Origin of the sequence: Corallococcus sp. AB032C (assembly GCF_003668935.1) — a bacterium.
GTDB classification, from domain to species: domain Bacteria; phylum Myxococcota; class Myxococcia; order Myxococcales; family Myxococcaceae; genus Corallococcus; species Corallococcus exiguus.
In genome coordinates this window covers 40,613-57,342 of the sequence record NZ_RAWP01000063.1, presented here as the reverse complement: position 1 = coordinate 57,342, position 16,730 = coordinate 40,613, and the positions used below count along the sequence as shown (strand labels likewise).

General features: G+C 70.6%; 16 protein-coding genes. 10 read left to right on the top strand and 6 right to left on the bottom strand.

The window, feature by feature from the left end; genetic code table 11:
* Positions 1-358 (bottom strand): thiamine phosphate synthase (locus D7X99_RS25520; protein ID WP_199756365.1); only part of this gene is annotated, 358 nt, incomplete at its 3' end.
* Positions 359-451: 93 nt separating this feature from the next.
* Between D7X99_RS25520 and D7X99_RS25515 the strand changes: the two genes are divergently transcribed.
* Genes D7X99_RS25515 through D7X99_RS25505 form a run of 3 tightly spaced genes read left to right on the top strand, consistent with a single transcriptional unit; the run spans position 452 to position 1,730 of the window.
* Positions 452-763 (top strand): hypothetical protein, encoded by a 312-nt coding sequence (locus D7X99_RS25515; protein ID WP_121780049.1) that lies wholly within the window; start codon positions 452-454, stop codon positions 761-763.
* The gene (locus tag D7X99_RS25510) at positions 760-1,071 is read left to right on the top strand and encodes a DUF1844 domain-containing protein (protein ID WP_121780048.1); all 312 of its coding nucleotides are present in this window, start codon (positions 760-762) and stop codon (positions 1,069-1,071) included. The genes D7X99_RS25515 and D7X99_RS25510 overlap by 4 nt, the downstream gene beginning before the upstream one ends.
* A complete protein-coding gene (locus D7X99_RS25505) occupies positions 1,068-1,730 on the top strand; it encodes a hypothetical protein (RefSeq protein WP_169822750.1) in 663 nt (220 codons plus the stop codon). Before D7X99_RS25510 ends, D7X99_RS25505 begins: the two co-directional genes overlap by 4 nt.
* Before the next feature lie 51 nt (positions 1,731-1,781).
* Here the strand turns inward: D7X99_RS25505 and D7X99_RS25500 are convergent, their stop codons facing one another.
* Positions 1,782-2,327, bottom strand: a complete 546-nt coding sequence (locus D7X99_RS25500) for a hypothetical protein (protein ID WP_233613716.1) — start codon at positions 2,325-2,327, stop codon at positions 1,782-1,784.
* A 228-nt stretch (positions 2,328-2,555) separates the two neighbouring features.
* Between D7X99_RS25500 and clpB the strand changes: the two genes are divergently transcribed.
* The gene (gene clpB, locus D7X99_RS25495; RefSeq protein ID WP_121780046.1) at positions 2,556-5,180 is read left to right on the top strand and encodes an ATP-dependent chaperone ClpB; all 2,625 of its coding nucleotides are present in this window, start codon (positions 2,556-2,558) and stop codon (positions 5,178-5,180) included.
* A gap of 68 nt (positions 5,181-5,248) precedes the next feature.
* Here clpB and D7X99_RS25490 read toward each other — a convergent pair whose 3' ends face one another.
* The 3 genes from D7X99_RS25490 to D7X99_RS25480 are packed head-to-tail and all read right to left on the bottom strand — an operon-like array spanning position 5,249 to position 10,186.
* Positions 5,249-5,989, bottom strand: coding sequence for a glutathione S-transferase C-terminal domain-containing protein (locus tag D7X99_RS25490; RefSeq protein ID WP_121780045.1), 741 nt, complete (start codon positions 5,987-5,989; stop codon positions 5,249-5,251).
* A gap of 31 nt (positions 5,990-6,020) precedes the next feature.
* Positions 6,021-9,287 (bottom strand): serine/threonine-protein kinase, encoded by a 3,267-nt coding sequence (locus tag D7X99_RS25485; protein WP_147476260.1) that lies wholly within the window; start codon positions 9,285-9,287, stop codon positions 6,021-6,023.
* 8 nt (positions 9,288-9,295) lie between these two features.
* Positions 9,296-10,186 carry an RNA polymerase subunit sigma-70 gene (locus D7X99_RS25480; RefSeq protein ID WP_158627067.1) on the bottom strand — a complete coding sequence of 297 codons (891 nt, stop codon included), beginning with the start codon at positions 10,184-10,186 and terminating at the stop codon, positions 9,296-9,298.
* 278 nt (positions 10,187-10,464) lie between these two features.
* Here D7X99_RS25480 and D7X99_RS25475 point away from each other — a divergent pair, with 278 nt between their 5' ends.
* A complete protein-coding gene (locus D7X99_RS25475) occupies positions 10,465-11,163 on the top strand; it encodes an NADPH-dependent F420 reductase (protein ID WP_121780042.1) in 699 nt (232 codons plus the stop codon).
* A 45-nt stretch (positions 11,164-11,208) separates the two neighbouring features.
* A complete protein-coding gene (locus D7X99_RS25470) occupies positions 11,209-11,733 on the top strand; it encodes a 2'-5' RNA ligase family protein (protein WP_121780041.1) in 525 nt (174 codons plus the stop codon).
* Here the strand turns inward: D7X99_RS25470 and D7X99_RS25465 are convergent.
* A complete protein-coding gene (locus D7X99_RS25465) occupies positions 11,714-12,133 on the bottom strand; it encodes an arginine repressor (protein WP_121780040.1) in 420 nt (139 codons plus the stop codon). The genes D7X99_RS25470 and D7X99_RS25465 overlap by 20 nt on opposite strands.
* Positions 12,134-12,313: 180 nt before the next feature.
* Between D7X99_RS25465 and D7X99_RS25460 the strand changes: the two genes are divergently transcribed.
* The 4 genes from D7X99_RS25460 to argH are packed head-to-tail and all read left to right on the top strand — an operon-like array spanning position 12,314 to position 16,705.
* Entirely contained in the window at positions 12,314-13,318 is a 1,005-nt protein-coding gene (locus tag D7X99_RS25460; RefSeq protein WP_120577888.1) for an N-acetylornithine carbamoyltransferase, read from the top strand.
* Between the two features lie 60 nt (positions 13,319-13,378).
* Complete coding sequence (argB, locus tag D7X99_RS25455; protein ID WP_120577889.1) at positions 13,379-14,305, top strand: acetylglutamate kinase; 927 nt, start codon at positions 13,379-13,381, stop codon at positions 14,303-14,305.
* Complete coding sequence (locus D7X99_RS25450; RefSeq protein ID WP_121754624.1) at positions 14,302-15,363, top strand: M20/M25/M40 family metallo-hydrolase; 1,062 nt, start codon at positions 14,302-14,304, stop codon at positions 15,361-15,363. The genes argB and D7X99_RS25450 overlap by 4 nt, the downstream gene beginning before the upstream one ends.
* Positions 15,356-16,705, top strand: coding sequence for an argininosuccinate lyase (argH, locus tag D7X99_RS25445; RefSeq protein ID WP_169820821.1), 1,350 nt, complete (start codon positions 15,356-15,358; stop codon positions 16,703-16,705). Before D7X99_RS25450 ends, argH begins: the two co-directional genes overlap by 8 nt.
* The last annotated feature ends 25 nt before the right edge of the window (positions 16,706-16,730 follow it).

The following is a 16,730-nucleotide window of genomic DNA, read 5'->3' as shown; positions in this document are numbered from 1 at the left end:
CTTCCGTCCCCCGCGCCGTCACGCCCACGTACCGGCCAGGACCCAACAGCTCCCGCGCCGCCTCCGGAGGCAGGTCCTCGTCCCCCACGTGCACCCCGTGCGCGTCCGACAGGAGCGCCAGGTCCACCCGGTCGTTGATGAGACACACCGCGCCTGCCCGCCGGCACAGAGCCACCACCGCTCGGGCCGCCGCCAATGCCTCCCGGGGAGGGGTGTGCTTCATGCGCAGTTGGAGCATCCGGGCACCGCCCTGAAGCAGCTGGCCGGCCTTGTCCACCAGGGGCAGCTCCGGGCGGATGCTGTCGTCGCACAGCAGGTACGGGCCTTGGGGAAGCGGGGGGCGGGGCGAGACGTTCATCGGTTTCCGGGCCTGGGGACACGAGCGTTGACAGGCGCCCCTCCTGCTATAAGGTGCCGCGCTGTTTTCCAAGCAATTCCGAGGATTTGAATCATGGCTGAAGGCATCAACCCGAAGCACCTCGACAAGCGCACCGCCGATCGCTACCAGCGCAGCGGCCAGGTGGACGAGGACGCGTACAAGAAGCACCTCGAGGAGCTGCCGGACGTGGCCGACAAGTCCGTCCCCATCGAGACGCTGATGGATGGCGACATCGAAGACGACTTCGATGACGAGGACGACGACGAGGACACGGACGACGACGCCTCCGACGAGGATGAGTCGGACGACGACGAGGCGGACGAGGACGAGGACAAGGACGAGGCGGACGAGCCTGCTGGCGAAGAGGACAAGGCGTCCGAATGAGCCCTTCGGAGAAGCGGGGTGAGACCTTCGTGATGACGGGGGATGCGAGCCCCGCCTCCGAGGAGTCCCTGTCGTTCAGCACCTTCGTCGTCGGACTGGGTTCCGCCGTCCTCATCCACCTGGGTGGGGCGCCGAACCCGGAGACGGGCCGCATGGAGAAGGACCTGCCTTCGGCCCGGCAGAACCTGGACCTCCTGGCGATGCTCCGCGAGAAGACGCGCGGAAACCTCACCGCGGAGGAGGAGAAGCTGGTGGACAACCTCCTGTCCGACCTTCGCATGCGCTACGTGGAGGCAAGCCGGAAGTGAAGCCTCGTGAAGTCACCCGCCCGGGGGGATTGCCCCGGGGCGTGCGGATCGCCGCAGGGCTGTGCCTGATGCTCTCCACCCTGACGGGGTTCCTCGCCTGCAGCGAGGCCTCCGTCATGATGAACTTCGAGGCCCACCGCGAAGCGCAGCGGGAGCACACCCCCACCATTGCCCTGCTGGGCAAGGACCCCGCCGTCACCCAGGCCATCATGGAGGCGCAGCTCTCCGCGCTCTCCCCCATGCGCGAGTCCCGCGCCCTGGTGCTGACCGGGCTGACGGTGGCCTGCACCCTGCTCTTCTTCGCCTCCAGCCGCATGCTGCGCTCCCCCGACGGCGTCCCCCGGGATGGCTTCCGGCAGCTGCTCGGTGGCGCGGGCATCTTCGCCGCGCTGATGCGCACCATTGACGGGGCCCAGTGGACCGTCGTGGCCCGCCACACCAGCCAGGCCATGGTGGAAGGGCTCAAGGGCCTGCCCGAGTTCCAGGACCCGGCCACGGCGCAGCAGCTCTACGCGCTCGTCCCGTCCCTGATGACCCTCAGCGCGGTGCTCCCCACGGTGCTCGTCGCCGGTGGCTTCGCCCTGCTCGCCCAGTACTTCCGCAGCGAGGGCGTGCGGGACGCCATCGTCACGCTCGACGGGCCGACGGAAGAGCCCTGAAGTCCGGACAGGGCTGACGCGGCGCGGCGCTGAAAGGCCGTCCGTGCTGCTTCAGCCCGCGTCCGTCTCCGCGCGGGGCAACGCGGGCCCCAGGAGCAGCGCCTCCAGGGCGGCCATCGCGTCCGCTTCGGAGCCGGCGGCCGTGCCCTCCAGCGGCAGCACGCGGGCCAGCGGGGCCTGGGGGATGCGCAGGAGCTCGTCCCGCGTCAGCCCGAACACGTACGCCAGGTGCCCCATGGGCCAGCGGGACTGGAGGCGGGCGAAGGCCTCGTCGTCCAGCTCCTCCAGGGGACACGGCAGCTCCGCGTCCTCGTACACCACCTTCTCCCCACCCACCCGGCGGCCGTTGCCGTAGGCAATCACTTCCTCGCCCTCGTCCGCGTCGTACACGTAGGCGTGCACGGTGGCGTTGGCGGCGGCGGACAGGAGGCGGGCCAGGGCGTGGTGCGCCGCGTACCAGTGGGCGCCCTGCCGGCCCTGGGAGAAGGGCCCCAGGAAGGCCAGGCGCACCACCTTGCGGCGGCGGTTGATGGTGACGCGCAGCGCCGTGGCGCCCGGGGCGCTGTCCAACGACAGCGCCTCGCGGGCCAGACGCACGAGCGCCAACCCGGAGAAGGTGTCGAGTCGAACGAGATAGCCGCCGTGCGCGTCCAGAGTGAAGCCCCCGAGGATGGGCGCCGCCTATAACCGACCCCCCCACCCCCTGGCAACTTCGCCACCACGATTACCCGGCCGCTTCCAGCGGCTCAAAGTATTCCAGGGAAATCGCCGGGCATACGGGCAGTGTCGCCTTGCCAAGGGGTCCCCGGCCCTTACGTTGAGGTCATGCGACTCGACAAATACACGGTGAAGGCGCAGGAGGCGATCCAGGAGGGTCAGTCGCTGGCCCGCCGGGCCGACAATCCCCACTACGAGCCGGAGCACCTCGCCGCGGCACTGCTGGGGCAGAAGGACGGCATCGTCGACCCTCTTCTGCGCAAGATTGGCGTGGACGTGAAGCTGTTCGCGGGCCGGCTGGGCGAAGCGCTCCAGAAGCTCCCCCGCATCCAGGGCGGCGAGAGCGCCATGCTCAGCCAGCGCCTGATGAAGACCTTCGACAAGGCCGAGGACGAGGCCAAGGCGCTGAAGGACGAGTTCACCTCGTCCGAGCACCTGCTGCTCGCGCTGACCCAGGACAAGGGCGCCGTCGGCGAGGCCATGAAGTCCTCCGGCGTGACGCGCGAGCGCGTGCAGGCGGGCCTGAAGGAAGTGCGAGGCTCCTCACGCGTGACGAGCGCGGACGCGGAGTCCACCTACCAGGCGCTGGAGAAGTACGGCCGCGACCTCACGGAGTCCGCGCGCGCCGGCAAGCTGGACCCCGTCATCGGCCGCGACGAGGAGATCCGCCGCTGCATCCAGGTGCTCAGCCGCCGCACCAAGAACAACCCGGTGCTCATCGGTGAGCCGGGCGTGGGCAAGACGGCCATCGCGGAAGGGCTCGCGCGCCGCATCGTGGACGGCGACGTGCCGGAGGGCTTGAAGAACAAGCGCCTCATCACCCTGGACATGGGCTCCATGGTGGCCGGCGCCAAGTTCCGCGGCGAGTTCGAGGAGCGCCTCAAGGCGGTCCTCAAGGAGGTCGCGGACGCGGCGGGCGAAATCATCCTCTTCATCGACGAGATGCACACGCTCGTGGGCGCCGGGAAGGCCGAAGGCGCCATGGACGCGGGCAACATGCTCAAGCCTGCGCTCGCGCGCGGTGAGCTGCACTGCATTGGCGCGACGACGCTGGATGAGTACCGCAAGCACATTGAAAAGGACGCCGCGCTGGAGCGCCGCTTCCAGCCGGTGTTCGTGGGCGAGCCCACGGTGCACGACACCATCAGCATCCTGCGTGGCCTGAAGGAGCGCTACGAGGTGCACCACGGCGTGCGCATCCAGGACTCCGCGCTCGTCGCGGCGGCCACGCTCAGCCACCGGTACATCGCGGACCGCTTCCTGCCGGACAAGGCCATCGACCTGGTCGACGAGGCCTCCAGCCGCCTGCGTATCGAAATCGACTCCATGCCCACGGAGATCGACGACATCCGCCGCAAGGTGACGCAGCTGGAAATCGAGCGTGAGGGCCTGCGCAAGGAGACGGATCCGCACTCGCGTGAGCGCCTGGCCACCATCGAGAAGGAGCTCGCGAACCTGAACGAGAAGTTCAACTCGCTCAAGGCCCACTGGGACGCGGAGAAGAAGGCCATCGCGGCCCTGCGCTCGCTCAAGGAGAAGCAGGAGAAGGCGCGCAACGACCAGGCCGCGGCGGAGCGTCAGGGCGACCTGAACCGCGCGGCGGAGCTGAAGTTCGGCGTCATCCCCTCGCTGGAGAAGGAAGTCACCGCGCAGAACGAGAAGCTGGCGGAGCTTCAGAAGAACCAGAAGTTCCTCAAGGAGGAGGTGGACTCCGAGGACATCGCCTCCGTGGTGGCCAAGTGGACGGGCATCCCGGTCTCCAAGCTGATGGAGGGCGAGATGCAGAAGCTGGTCAAGATGGAGGACCGGCTCGCCGAGCGCGTGATTGGCCAGCGCACCCCGATTGAGGCCGTGTCCAACGCCGTGCGCCGCGCGCGCAGCGGGCTGCAGGACCCGAACCGCCCCATCGGCTCGTTCATCTTCCTGGGCCCCACGGGCGTGGGCAAGACGGAGACGGCGAAGGCGCTGGCGGAGTTCCTCTTCGACGACGACACGGCCATGGTCCGCATCGACATGTCCGAGTACATGGAGAAGCACGCGGTGTCCCGGCTCGTGGGCGCGCCCCCGGGCTACGTGGGCTACGAGGAGGGCGGCCAGCTGACGGAGGCCGTGCGCCGCAGGCCGTACACGGTGGTGCTCTTCGACGAAATCGAGAAGGCACACCACGACGTGTTCAACATCCTGCTGCAAATCCTCGACGAGGGCCGGGTGACGGACAGCCAGGGCCGCACGGTGGACTTCCGCAACGCGGTGCTCATCCTCACGTCGAACATCGGCTCGCAGGCCATCCAGGAGGGCATGGCGGGCACGGACACGCTCAACGAGAAGACTCGCGGCGAGGTAATGGAAGCGCTGCGCAGCCACTTCCGGCCGGAGTTCCTCAACCGCGTGGACGAAATCGTCATCTTCGAGCCGCTGCGCAAGAAGGACATCTACCGCATCGTGGACATCCAGCTGGGCAAGCTCCAGAAGCTGCTCCAGGCCAAGCGCCTCACGCTGGACCTCACGGAAGGCGCGCGGGAGTTGCTGGCGGAGCGCGGCTACGACCCCACGTACGGTGCCCGGCCGCTGAAGCGCGCGGTGCAGAAGTACCTGTTGGATCCGCTCGCCATCAAGGTGCTGAACGGCGAGTTCGCGCCGGGCGAGCACATCCAGGCGGACGCGGGCCCCGACGGGCTCACCTTCGCCAAGGTGCTGGTGGACAACTCGAAGGGCGTGAAGCAGGCGGGGTAGCCGGCGGCACGCACCGGTGATTCACGGCGGGCCGCCTTCCCTCACCGGGAGGCGGCCCGTGGTGTTTTTCAGGTGCGGCGGTGCTTGTCGTAGAGCGCGTCGCGCCACGCGAGCAGGTCCGGGAAGCGGGCGGCGAGCCCCGAGTGGGTCCACACCTCACGCGTGCCCGGCCCCATGGGCAGGTGCCGGTCCGCGGGCGGCCCCAGCAGCACGAGCATCGCCGCGGTGGTGATGTCCGCGTAGGTGAAGCCCGCGTCCAGCAGGTAGGGCCTGCCCCCCAGCGCGGCGCGCAGCTTCTCGTAGGAGGGGGCGACGGCGGCCTCGATGGCCTCCGGCGAGCTGTCCGCCACCTGGTGCTTCTTCACCACGTAGCGCATGCCCAGGCGCGCGGAGGGCGCGAACACCGGGCGCAGCCAGCCGGGGACGAACTTCGGCAGCATCTCCGCCTGGGCGCGGGAGTTCGTCAGCATGCGCGGCATGGCGTAGGCGCGCGCCAGGTCCAGCACGTGTTCGCTGGTGTCGTTCCACGCGGTGATGGCGTCCACCTGCGCGGCCGGGAAGAGCGGGCTGCCCTGCCCCACTCCTTCCGCGTGCTTCGCGATGGCGAACGAGCCGTGCGTGGCCGGCTGGGGCGGGTCCACGAGCAGCGGCACGGAGGGCTTCACCCCGGGAGCCACCTGCTTGCGCAGCCAGCGCTCCTGGATGAGGGGGACGTAGTCCTGGTAGCGGTAGGCGACGCGGTGGTGGTCCAACGCCCACCGGGCCTTCTCCGTCCAGCCCGACGAGGTCAGTCCGACGAGGATTCGCATAGGGGGCGGCACCCTAGCAGCCCCGCGCGCCTCAGCGCTCTCGCAGGAACGCGTCCAGTTCGGAGAGCTTGAGCAACCGGGGTTCGGCGGTGGGGAGCACGGCGTCGCGGGCTGCGGTGGCCAGGGCCCGGGCCCGCTCCGGCTCCAGGTGGGCCTTGCGCAGCGTGCGGGCCAGGATGAAGCGGATGTTGGCCATCTCCAGGGGCGGGGCCGCCGTCTGACTCCAGGCCTCCAGGGAGCGCTCCCCCCACTTACGGGCCTCGTCCACCTCACCGCGCGCCAGGGACAGCTCGGCCATCATCTCCTCCATCTCCATGGGAGGCCGGGTCTCTTCGCCCGCGAGCTTGTGGTGCAGGGCCAACAGCTCGCGCGCCACGTCCCGGGCCTCGTTGAGCTGCTTCGCCCGGGTGAGGGTCACGGACAGGACGCGCAGCGATTCTCCCAGCTCGGTCTCCCCCTTGAGCTCCCGCACGATGGCCACGCTGCGCTTCGCTTCCGCGACGGCGCGCTCGGACTGCCCCAGCCGCATCCAGGATTCCGCTCGGCACCGCGACGGCGCCGCGAAGATGGGATCGCTGCGGCCATCGGCCCGGGCCGCAGCCACCTCCTCTTCCATCTCCTGGAGCAGCACCTGGGCGTCCGCCACCCGGCTCTGGTTCATGAGGATCTGGGACAGGTTGGTACCGGAGCGGATCCGGAAGATGGAGCCCTTGGGGAACAGCTGTTTGTAGATGACCCGGGCTTCCAGCATGCGGCGCTCGGCCTCTTCGTAGCGCCCCATGCGGAAGGCCGCCGCGCTCAGGTTCGCCCGCAGGCCGGCGACGTAGCGCTGGGGCTGGTGGTCGGGGCCGTAGATGCGCTCATAGCGGCGCAGGGTCTCCAGGAAGGCCTCATACCCCTCCTCGTAGCGCCGCAGCTCCACCAGGGTCCCGCCCATGTTGTTGATCGTGATGGCGACCTTCGGGTGGTCCGGGCCGTAGGCGGCCTCCAACACCTTCCTGGCGCGCTGGATGGTGGCGAGCGCCTCCTCCGCGCGCCCCATCGACCGCTGGGTGGAGGCCATCGTGAGCAGCGCGCGGGCGAGCCGTGGCGAGTCGCGGCCGTGCAATCGCTCCTGGAGCGCCAGCGCCTGCTGAAGCACGGGCAGCGCCTCCGACGAGCGCGACTGCTGCTCCAGCGAGTTGCCCTCGTACGCGAGCAGCTGGGACTCCAGCTCCAGGTTGCCGCCGGACCGCGCCAGGAGCGCCCGGGCCTCGTCGGCGTGGGCCTTGGCCTGCTCCGGGCGCTGGGTCACCTCGCCGTCGACGAAGACCTGGTAGACGACGGCCTCCGCGGCGCGCAGGTCGTCGCGCCCTGACAGTGACGCCAGCATCGCGCGGCGCAGCGCCGGTTCCGCGGACTCGTCGCGCAGGAAGGCGCGGGCCTCGCCTTCGATGAGCAGGGCCTCACCCAGCAGCGGCTTGTAGCCCAGCGTCTCCGCCTCCTTCACGATGGGGGCGACGCGGTCCACGGCGTCCTGCCACCGGTCCGCGCCCAGGCGGGCCCGCGCGTCGTCCAGCTTCGCGTAGGCGGCCTTCACGCGAGCGGCGACCTCCGGCCGCTCCGGTGGGGGCACCGGCTGGGACAGGGCCTCCACGTCCGCGCAGCGCGACAGGGGGCTCAGTGCCTGCGCGGCTTCCGGAGCGCTGGCGACGCCGACCCGGTCCGCGGAGAAGAGCACCTCCGTGAGCGCGGTCAGCTCCCGGCGGCGACGCTCCAGGCAGTGGGTCCGCAGGTCCAGCACCGCGGTGGACTGCGTGCCGTGTTCGTGCGTGGCCAGGCAGGCCTCGCGGCGGTTGTCATTCCAACCGGAGGCATAGGCATCCAGCGTCCGGGCGGTGGCCTCGTAGGCGGCAATGGCGTCCGGCGCGCCCGTGGCCTGGAAAGCCTTGAGCAGCGCCGCCTTGCGGTCCGCGTCCCAGATGTCCTGGAGCCGCGTGGGGTCATCCGCGCAGGGCGACGGGCCCCGGGCGAACACCACAGCGGCCGCGATGGCGAGCAGGCCCGCTCCCACGCCTGCGGCTGCCATCTTCGCGCTGGTGCGTGGGAAGGCCGCGCGCTCCAGCGCGTCGAGCAGGACCGTCATGGAGGGATGACGTGCCCCGGGCTCCGGTGACAGTCCGCGCACGATGAGCGCGTGCACGGAGCGCGGGACGTTGCTCCGGTTCGCCAGGCCGCCGGCCTCAGTGGAGGAGGGCTTCTGGCCGTGCAGCCCTTCGTACAGCGAGACGCAGAACGCGTACTGATCCGACCGCGCGTCCGCGGGCGCGCCCGTGAGCACCTCCGGCGCGATGTACCCTGGCGTGCCCGCGACGCTGGTGACCAGAGGGGCGCCCTTCGGCGGCGCGGCGTTGCCAGGGCCGACCATCGGAGACGCGGCATTGCCAGGGGTGTCCTTAGGCGACAAGGTCTCGCCCGGAATGGCTATCGGCGACGAGGCCTCGTCCGGGGAGCCCTTGGGCGACGCGGCATCTCCTGGGGCGCTCCTGGGCGACGTGCTCCTGCCGGGTCCCAGCGCTGTGGCATCTGCTTCTTCGGAGGACTCCAGGCGGGCCAGCCCGAAGTCCGTCACGCGGGCGCGGCCCTCCTTGTCCACGAGCACGTTGTCCGGCTTGAAGTCCCGGTGCACGACGCCCGCCGCGTGCGCCGCCGCGAGCCCCCGGCCAGCCTGGAGGTAGAGCCGCACCACGTCGCGCCACGGTCGGGTGGCCGCCAGCAGGTGCTGGCGCACGGTGCCGCCGTCCACCAGCTCCATCGCGATGAAGACGACGTCCCCGAACGTCCCCACATCGTGCACGGCGACGACGTGCGGGTGGCGCGTGCGCGCGGCGGCCTGGGCCTCGCGCAGGAGCCGCTCTGTTCCCCCCTGGGAGCCGCTGGCGGAGGTCGGCGCGCGCAGGAGCTTCAGTCCGATGCGACGGTCGAGGCTTGGATCATACGCCGCGTGGACGACGCCCATGCCTCCCGCGCCCAGCCGCTCCAGCACCACGTAGCGGCCCAGCAGCGTCCCCTGCGCGAGCTGGGGGATGCGCGACTTGACGGAGCGGGTGAACGGCTCCGATACCGCCACGGCCGTGCGCGCGGCGTGCACGTCCGGCGCGGGGACGGCGCGCACGCGCAGGAAGTCCGCCAGGGCCTCACGGCAGGACGCGCAGGTGTCCAGGTGGCCTTCGGCGCGCTCGCGCAGGGACTGGGACGGGATGCCGTCCGCGAGGTCGAGCAGCTCGACCTCATCGAGGTGGGCGGTGGACTCGGGCATGGAGGGAATCACCCTTCCTTCAGGAGGGACGCGAGGCTGATCTCCAGGCTGCCGTCGAGCACGCGCAGCAGGCTGTCCAGCTGGGAGGTGTTGAGCGCGAGCCGCCGGGCAAGACCCTGCCGGGTCTGCTCCAGGAGCCCTTCGCGCGCCTTCGCCATCCACCGCGACACCGTGGAGGCATGCACCTGATGCAGGGCGCCCAGCGACTCCACGCCCAGGCCCTGCACCAACCCCATGCGCAGCAGGTTGCGGTCGCGCGGCGCGAGCGCGGCCAGTGCCTCCGTGAAGGCGGCGCGGAAGGCGGGACGGTAGCGATGGCGGATGTGCTCCAGCTCCGGATCCGTCGCGCCCAGGTCCGCGGCGATGAGTGCGTCGTCCAGCGGCGTGCTCCGGTCCGGCTTGCGCTTGAGCGACAGCGCGATGCCCAGCGCCACGGCCTCCGCCCACCGCCGCAGCGGCCCCCGGCCCGCGTACTCCGTGAGGCGCGGAGCACGTCCGCCCTCCTCCACCAGGAGCCGCAGGCGCGTGAGCTGGAGCACCTCGTCCACGAAGGCGTCCGAGTCCTCCACGCGGCGCACCGCTCGCCCCGCGGGCACCAGCACGGCGGACTCCAGCACATCCAGCGCGGCCCGCTGCCCCTCCACCGCCGCCAGCGCCAGATACAGGTCCTCGCAATGCAGCGCGGCCAGGGCCTGCGCGAGGGGCTCGCTCGGCGGCGTGTGCAGCCCCAGATGCGCGACGAAGGCCTTGGGCTCAAGCCTGACGCCAGGCCAGGCTGCCTCGCAACGCTCGAGGATGCCCATCAGGATGGGCGCAAGCGCCGTGTCCTCCTCGGAGGACAGGGTTCGCGCGGCGGTCCCCCGGAAGGCCGCGACCAGCTCGGATGGAATGTGGGCCATGGCAGCAGGGCGGGTCTCCCAAGGACCAGCCCGGACCGGAACGTTAGCGAATGCCCGGGTCGGGGCGGAAGGCCCCCATCCGCTCACACGCCCGGCAGGAAGGCGTCGGACCCAGGCCCCAAGCGTTGACGCCGGAACACCCGGAGCAGGAAGTCCACCCATCAGGTCGTCCGCACGCGGGTCCGGTGGCAATCCAACAGGACCGCGAATCACGCACGCGGGCCGCGCATCCGACCGGCGCTTGCAGTCGTGGGACTCACTTTCCGGACGAGGACGACATGAAGATCGGAATCATTGGCGCGGGATTCATCGGTGGAACCCTGGCTCGGCGGTGGACGCAGCTGGGCCATGAAGTGTCCATCGCGAACTCACGCGGACCGGACACCCTGCGCGACCTCGCGAAGGAGACGGGCGCGAAGGCCGTCACGGTCGAAGAGGCGGCGAAGGCCGGCGAAGTCGTCGTCGTGACCATCCCCCAGAAGGCAATCCCTGACCTGCCGAAGGGCCTGTTCGCGAACGTGCCGAAGGACGTCGTGATCATCGACACGGGCAACTACTACCCCGTGCGCGACGGCAGCATCCCAGAGCTGGAGAACGGCAAGGTGGAGAGCGAGTGGGTCGCCTCGCTCATCGGCCGCCCCGTCATCAAGGCCTTCAACAACATCTTCTTCCAGAGCCTCCTGGAGAAGGGCCTGCCGAAGGGCACGCCCGGCCGGGTGGCGCTGCCCATCGCGGGGGATCCGCCCGAGCACCGCGCGAAGGTGCTCAAGCTCGTGGAGGAGCTGGGCTTCGACGGCATCGACGCGGGCAGCCTCGCTGACTCGTGGCGCCAGCAGCCCGGCACGCCTGTCTACACCCACGACTTCGATGCGCCGGGCGTGAAGAAGGCCCTCGCCGATGCAGAGCGCTCGCGCCTGCCGGAGTACCGCAAGAAGGCCGACGACTCGCTGCGGGCCTTCTTCGCGTCGCAAGGCTGAGCGCCTCTTGTGCCTCTGGGGCTTCGGACGGAAGGTGTGCGCCGCATGGCCGCCCTCCCCGAAGCCCCGCTGCTCGTCACCGCTGAGCTGGAACCAGAAGCCTTCACGCGCCTGGACGGCCTGCGCCGCCGCTACTTCCCTCCCGAGCGCAACGTCATCCCGGCGCACGTCTCCCTCTTCCACCACCTGCCCGCGCATGAGCAGGACGCCGTGGAGGCAGCGCTCGAAGTCGTCACCGAACGCCCCGCACCCACGCTGAGTTTCACGAAGCTGCGGAGTCTGGGACGCGGCATGGCGGTGGACGTGGAAGCCCCCGGACTCTCGCCCGTGCACCGCGAGCTCTCCCGCGCCTACGTGGAGTGGCTCACGCCGCAGGACCGTCAGCCCTTCCGGCCCCACGTCACGCTGATGAACAAGGCCACGGTGGAGGAGGCGAAGGCCGCGCTCGTGGAGCTGGGCGCGAGTTGGTCCGCCTTCGACTCGCACGCACCCGCGCTGCTGCTCTGGCGCTACCTCGGCGGCCCGTGGGAGTCCGTGCGCCGGTTCCCGTTCACGGGCCGCGCTGGATGAGCTCCTCCACCGCCTCGCGCACGTCCCGCAGGTACGACGGATCCCTCACCGCGATGAAGATGGTGTCGTCGCCCGCCACCGTGCCCGCCAGACCCTCCACCGCCTCGCGGTCCAGCGCCAGCCCGAAGATCTGCGCGTAGCCGGGCGCCGTCTTCAGCACCAGCATGTTGGGCGGCGCTTCGATGATGGACACCCTGGGCGCGAGCGGCACGGTCACCACCGGCGGCTCGGCGCGCTGGTAGCGCCCGTTCACCTTCTGCACGCTCAGCTTCTTCAGCCGCCGCGACAGCGTGGACTGGCTGGGCGTGTGCCCCGCCTCTTCGAGCAACGACTGCAGGACGAACTGATCCGGCACGTCCTGGAGGGAGATGAGCTGAAGGATGGCGTCGTCCAGGTTCATTCACATTCACCATGCATGCGGCTGAATACGCACGCAAGGCGCATGAAAAATCCCAGTGAATGTTCTTGCGCGCTGCGCCGTTCTGCATAATATCCGCGCCTCCTCAAGGAATATGCACGAATTCAAGTGCATATTCAGCAGTCCCCATCCATCCGGCGCGGCCGGGGGAGCACGAAGCCCATGAAGCATGTCACCCGCATTCAGGACCTGGGCCCGGAAGGCGTCGAGGCGGTCCTCTCGCAGGCGGCCGCGTGGAAGCTGAAGGATCCGGGCCACATCTTCCCGGGGAAGCTCCTGGGCATGGTGTTCTTCAACCCGTCGCTGCGCACGCGCACGTCCTTCGAGGCCGTGATGCTGCGCGCGGGCGGGCACGCCATCGTGCTCGACGTGGGCTCTGGCGTGTGGAAGCTGGAGGACCGGCCCGGCGCGGTGATGAACGCGGACCGCGCGGAGCACATCAAGGAGGCGTCGCCCGTCCTGTCGCGCTTCGTGGACATGCTCGGCATCCGCACCTTCTCCCAGGGGGGCGGTGACGAGGAGGACGAGGCCGACCCCGTCATCAACGCCTTCCGCAAGTGGGCCACCGTGCCGGTGGTGAGCATGGAGTCCGCGCGCGAGCACCCCTGCCAGGGCCTGGCGGACGCGCTCACCCTGCGCGAGACGTTCGGCACCACGAAGAAGCTGCCGGTGACGCTCACCTGGGCGCCGCACATCAAGCCGCTGCCCAAGGCCGTGCCCAACTCCTTCCTCCTGTCCGCGGCGGCCGCGGGCTGCGAGGTGCGCGTGGCGCATCCTCCGGGCTTCGACCTGCACCCGGCCGTGCGCGCGGAGGCGGAGGCGTACGCCAAGGCCACCGGCGGCAGCATCACGTACACGCACGACCAGGACGAGGCGCTGGTGGGCAGCCGCGCCGTGTACGCGAAGTCCTGGGGCCCCACCGCGCAGACGGCGAGCACGCCCACGGACGTGGCGGCGCTGCTCGCGTCGTACTCGGGCTGGATGCCCACGCGCCGGCACATGGGGAAGGCCGCGAAGGACGCGGCGTTCCTGCACTGCCTGCCCGTGCGCCGCAACGTGGAGGTCGCCGACGAGGTGTTGGATCACGCCAGCAGCCGCGTCGTGGATGAGGCGGGCAACCGCTACCACGTGCAGCGCGCCCTCCTGGCCTGGATGCGCGGCGGCTGATTCACACGGCCCGCCGCCCCACCCTTCTTCCGTCCCCTTTTGCATTTCCAGAGGTCCACCGTGCCTTTGTCTCCCGACCCGTACGCCGCGCTTCGCAACGCGGCGAAGTACGTGAAGCAGTTCCGCAGCAAGACCTTCGTGGTGAAGCTGGGCGGGGCCGTGCTGACGGATCCGCGCACCCGCAAGACGGCATGCGAGCAGATCGCACTCCTGTGGGCCTTCTCCATCCGCCCCGTCGTGGTGCACGGCGGCGGTCCGGAGCTGGACGCGCTCTGTGACGCCCTGCACCTGCCCATCGAGAAGGTGGCCGGCCGCCGCATCACCTCCGCGCCCGTGCTGGACGCGGCGAAGATGGTGCTGGCGGGCAAGCTGCACACGGACCTGCTCGCGGACCTCCAGGCCGCGGGTGTGCCCGCGGTGGGCCTGTCCGGCGTGGACGCGGGCCTCATCAAGGCGCGCAAGCGCCCGCCCGTGCTGGTGACGGAGCCCGGCGAGACGCAAGGCCGCATGGTGGACTACGGCCTCGTGGGCGACATCGAGTCCGTGGACACGCGCGTCGTGGAGCACCTGCGCTCCGCGGACTACGTGCCGGTCATCGCCCCGCTGTCGGGCGGCCAGGACGGCGCTGTCTACAACACCAACGCGGACACGGTGGCGGCGGCCCTGGCGGCGGCGCTGCATGCGGAGAAGCTGTTCTTCATGGTGGAGGTACCGGGGCTCCTCAAGGACGTCTCCGACCCGTCGTCCCTCATCTCGCTGGCCACGCTGTCGGACCTGGCGTCGCTGGAGGCGGAAGGCCGTCTCACGGGCGGAATGCGTCCCAAGGCGCACGCCATGCGCCACGCGCTGGTGGGCGGCGTGGGCAGCGTGCACCTGGTGAGCGGCAAGCAGTCCGATGCGCTGTTGGAGGAGGTCTTCACCAACGAGGGCAGCGGCACCATGGTCGTGCGCGAGCACCCCGTGAAGCACGGCGAGGCCAAGGGTTGAACCCCGCCGAGCTGCTCACCGCGCTGGTCGCCACGCCCAGCGTCTCCGGCGACGAGGCCCGCATCGCGGACCTCGTCGCGGGCCATGCGGAGTCCTGGGGTGCCCGCGTGCACCGCCAGGGCCACAACGTGTGGTTCAGCGTGGGCAGCGGGCCGAAGCGCCTGCTCGTCAACTCGCACCTGGACACGGTGAAGCCGTGCGCCGGGTGGAACACGGAGCCGCACGAGGCCGTGTGGAAGGACGACACGCTCTACGGCCTGGGCGCCAACGACGCCAAGGGCTGCGTCACCGCCATGCTCCTCACCGCGAAGGCGCTCCTGGAGGAGGGCGCGCCCAAGGGTGTGGAGTGCGTCTTCGCGCTCACCGCCGAGGAGGAGACGGGCGGCAAGGGGCTGGGACCGCTCTTGTCCACGCTGGGGCCGCTGGACGCCGCCATCGTGGGCGAGCCCACGTCGCTCAAGCCCTGCACGGCGCAGCGGGGCATGCTGCTCTTGCGCTGCGTGGCGCACGGCAAGAGCGGTCACGTGGCGCACGCGCACACGGGCAATCTGGACAACGCCATCCTCAAGGCGGCCCGGGACATCCAGGCCGTGTCCGCGCTGCGCTTCCCCGCGCACCCGCTGCTGGGTGAGGCGCGAGCGCAGGTGACGCAGGTGTCCGGAGGCCTGGCGCGCAACCAGGTGCCGGACCGGTGCGAGTTCTTCGTGGACCTGCGCACCACGCCGGGCATGGACCACGCGAAGGTGGCGGAGGACGTGGGGCAGGCGCTGGAGAGTGAAGTGGTGGTGCACTCCGCGCGCTACCTGCCGAAGGGCACGGACGCGTCGCACCCGCTGGTGCGCGCGGCGGTGGTGGCGTCGGGCCAGGACACGGTGGGCTCCAGCACCACGTCCGACTGGGCGTTCCTGGGAGACATCCCGGCGGTGAAGGTGGGCCCAGGCGACACGCTTCGGAGCCACCAGGCGAACGAGTACCTCACACGCGCGGAGCTGGAGGCGGGGCTCGCGTTCTATCGACGACTGCTGCACGGCTATGCCGGGGAGGTGTCGCGTGGCTGAGACATTGTGGGGCAAGGGCCAGCCGCTGGACGCGGCCATCCACGCCTTCACCGTGGGCGATGACCCCGTGGTGGACCTGTCGCTGGTGCCGCACGACGCGCTGGGCAGCGCCGCGCACGCGCGCATGCTCGCGCACGTGGGCCTGCTCAGCCCGGAGGCCGCCACGTCGCTCGTGTCCTCCCTGCACGCGCTCCACGACGAGGCCCGCGCGGGCCGCTTCACCATCCGCCCGGAGCAGGAGGACGGTCACACCGCGCTGGAGGCCGCGCTCGTGGAGCGCACCGGCGAGGCGGGCAAGCGCATCCACCTGGCGCGCTCGCGCAACGACCAGGTGCTGCTGGCCCTGCGCCTGTTCATGCGTGAGGAGCTGCTCGCGCTGGGCGCGCGCACGGCGGAGCTGGCGGGCACGTTCCTGGACTTCGCGGAAGCGCACGCGGACCTGCCCCTGCCCGGCTACACGCACCTGCGCCGCGCGATGCCGTCCACCTTCGGCCTGTGGGGCATGGCGTTCGCGGAGGGACTGCTGGAGGAGCTGGAGGCGCTGAAGGGCGTGTGGGGGCGGCTCGACCGTTGCCCGCTGGGCGCCGCCGCGGGCTTTGGTGTGCCGCTGCCCATCGACCGTGAATATGTCGCGCGGTTGCTCGGTTTTAGTCGAGTTCAACGCAGCCCCATCGACGCGCAGGACAGTCGGGGGCGGCATGAAGCGGCGCTGCTCACCTGGGCGTGCTCGGTGGCGGGCACTCTGGAGAAGTGGCTTTGGGACGTGCAGCTCTACAGCATGGACGAGTTCGGCTTCCTGGCCCTGCCGGATGCCTTCACGACCGGCTCGTCCATCATGCCGCAGAAGAAGAACCCGGACGTGGTGGAGCTGGCCCGGGGCCGCTGCCGCGAGCTGCGCGGTCTGGCGCATCAGGTGGAGGCGGTGGCCGGAGGCCTTCCCTCCAGCTACCACCGTGACTTCCAGCTGCTGAAGCGCCCCACCCTCCAGGCTCTCACCAGCGCGAAGGCGCTGCTGGACGTGCTGGCGCGGCTGGTGCCCGCGCTGAAGGTGAACGCGGAGAAGGCGCGCGCGGCGTGCGATGACACGCTCTACGCCGCGCACCACGCCTACGCGCTCGTGGCGAAGGGCCAGCCCTTCCGCGACGCGTACCGGGAGGTGGGCCGTCAGCTCAACGACGGCAGCTTCCAGCCGGACCGCGGCGCACTGACGGCCACCCACCTGGGTGGCGCCGGCAATCTGGGCCTCGCCACCGCGCGCGAGGAACTGGCGGATGCGCGCGACTGGCTCACGCGCACCCACGCACAGCAGGCACAGGCCGCTTCGCGCGTCTGGGCCCCCTGAAACCTTCCTCACCCCCTTTCGCAGC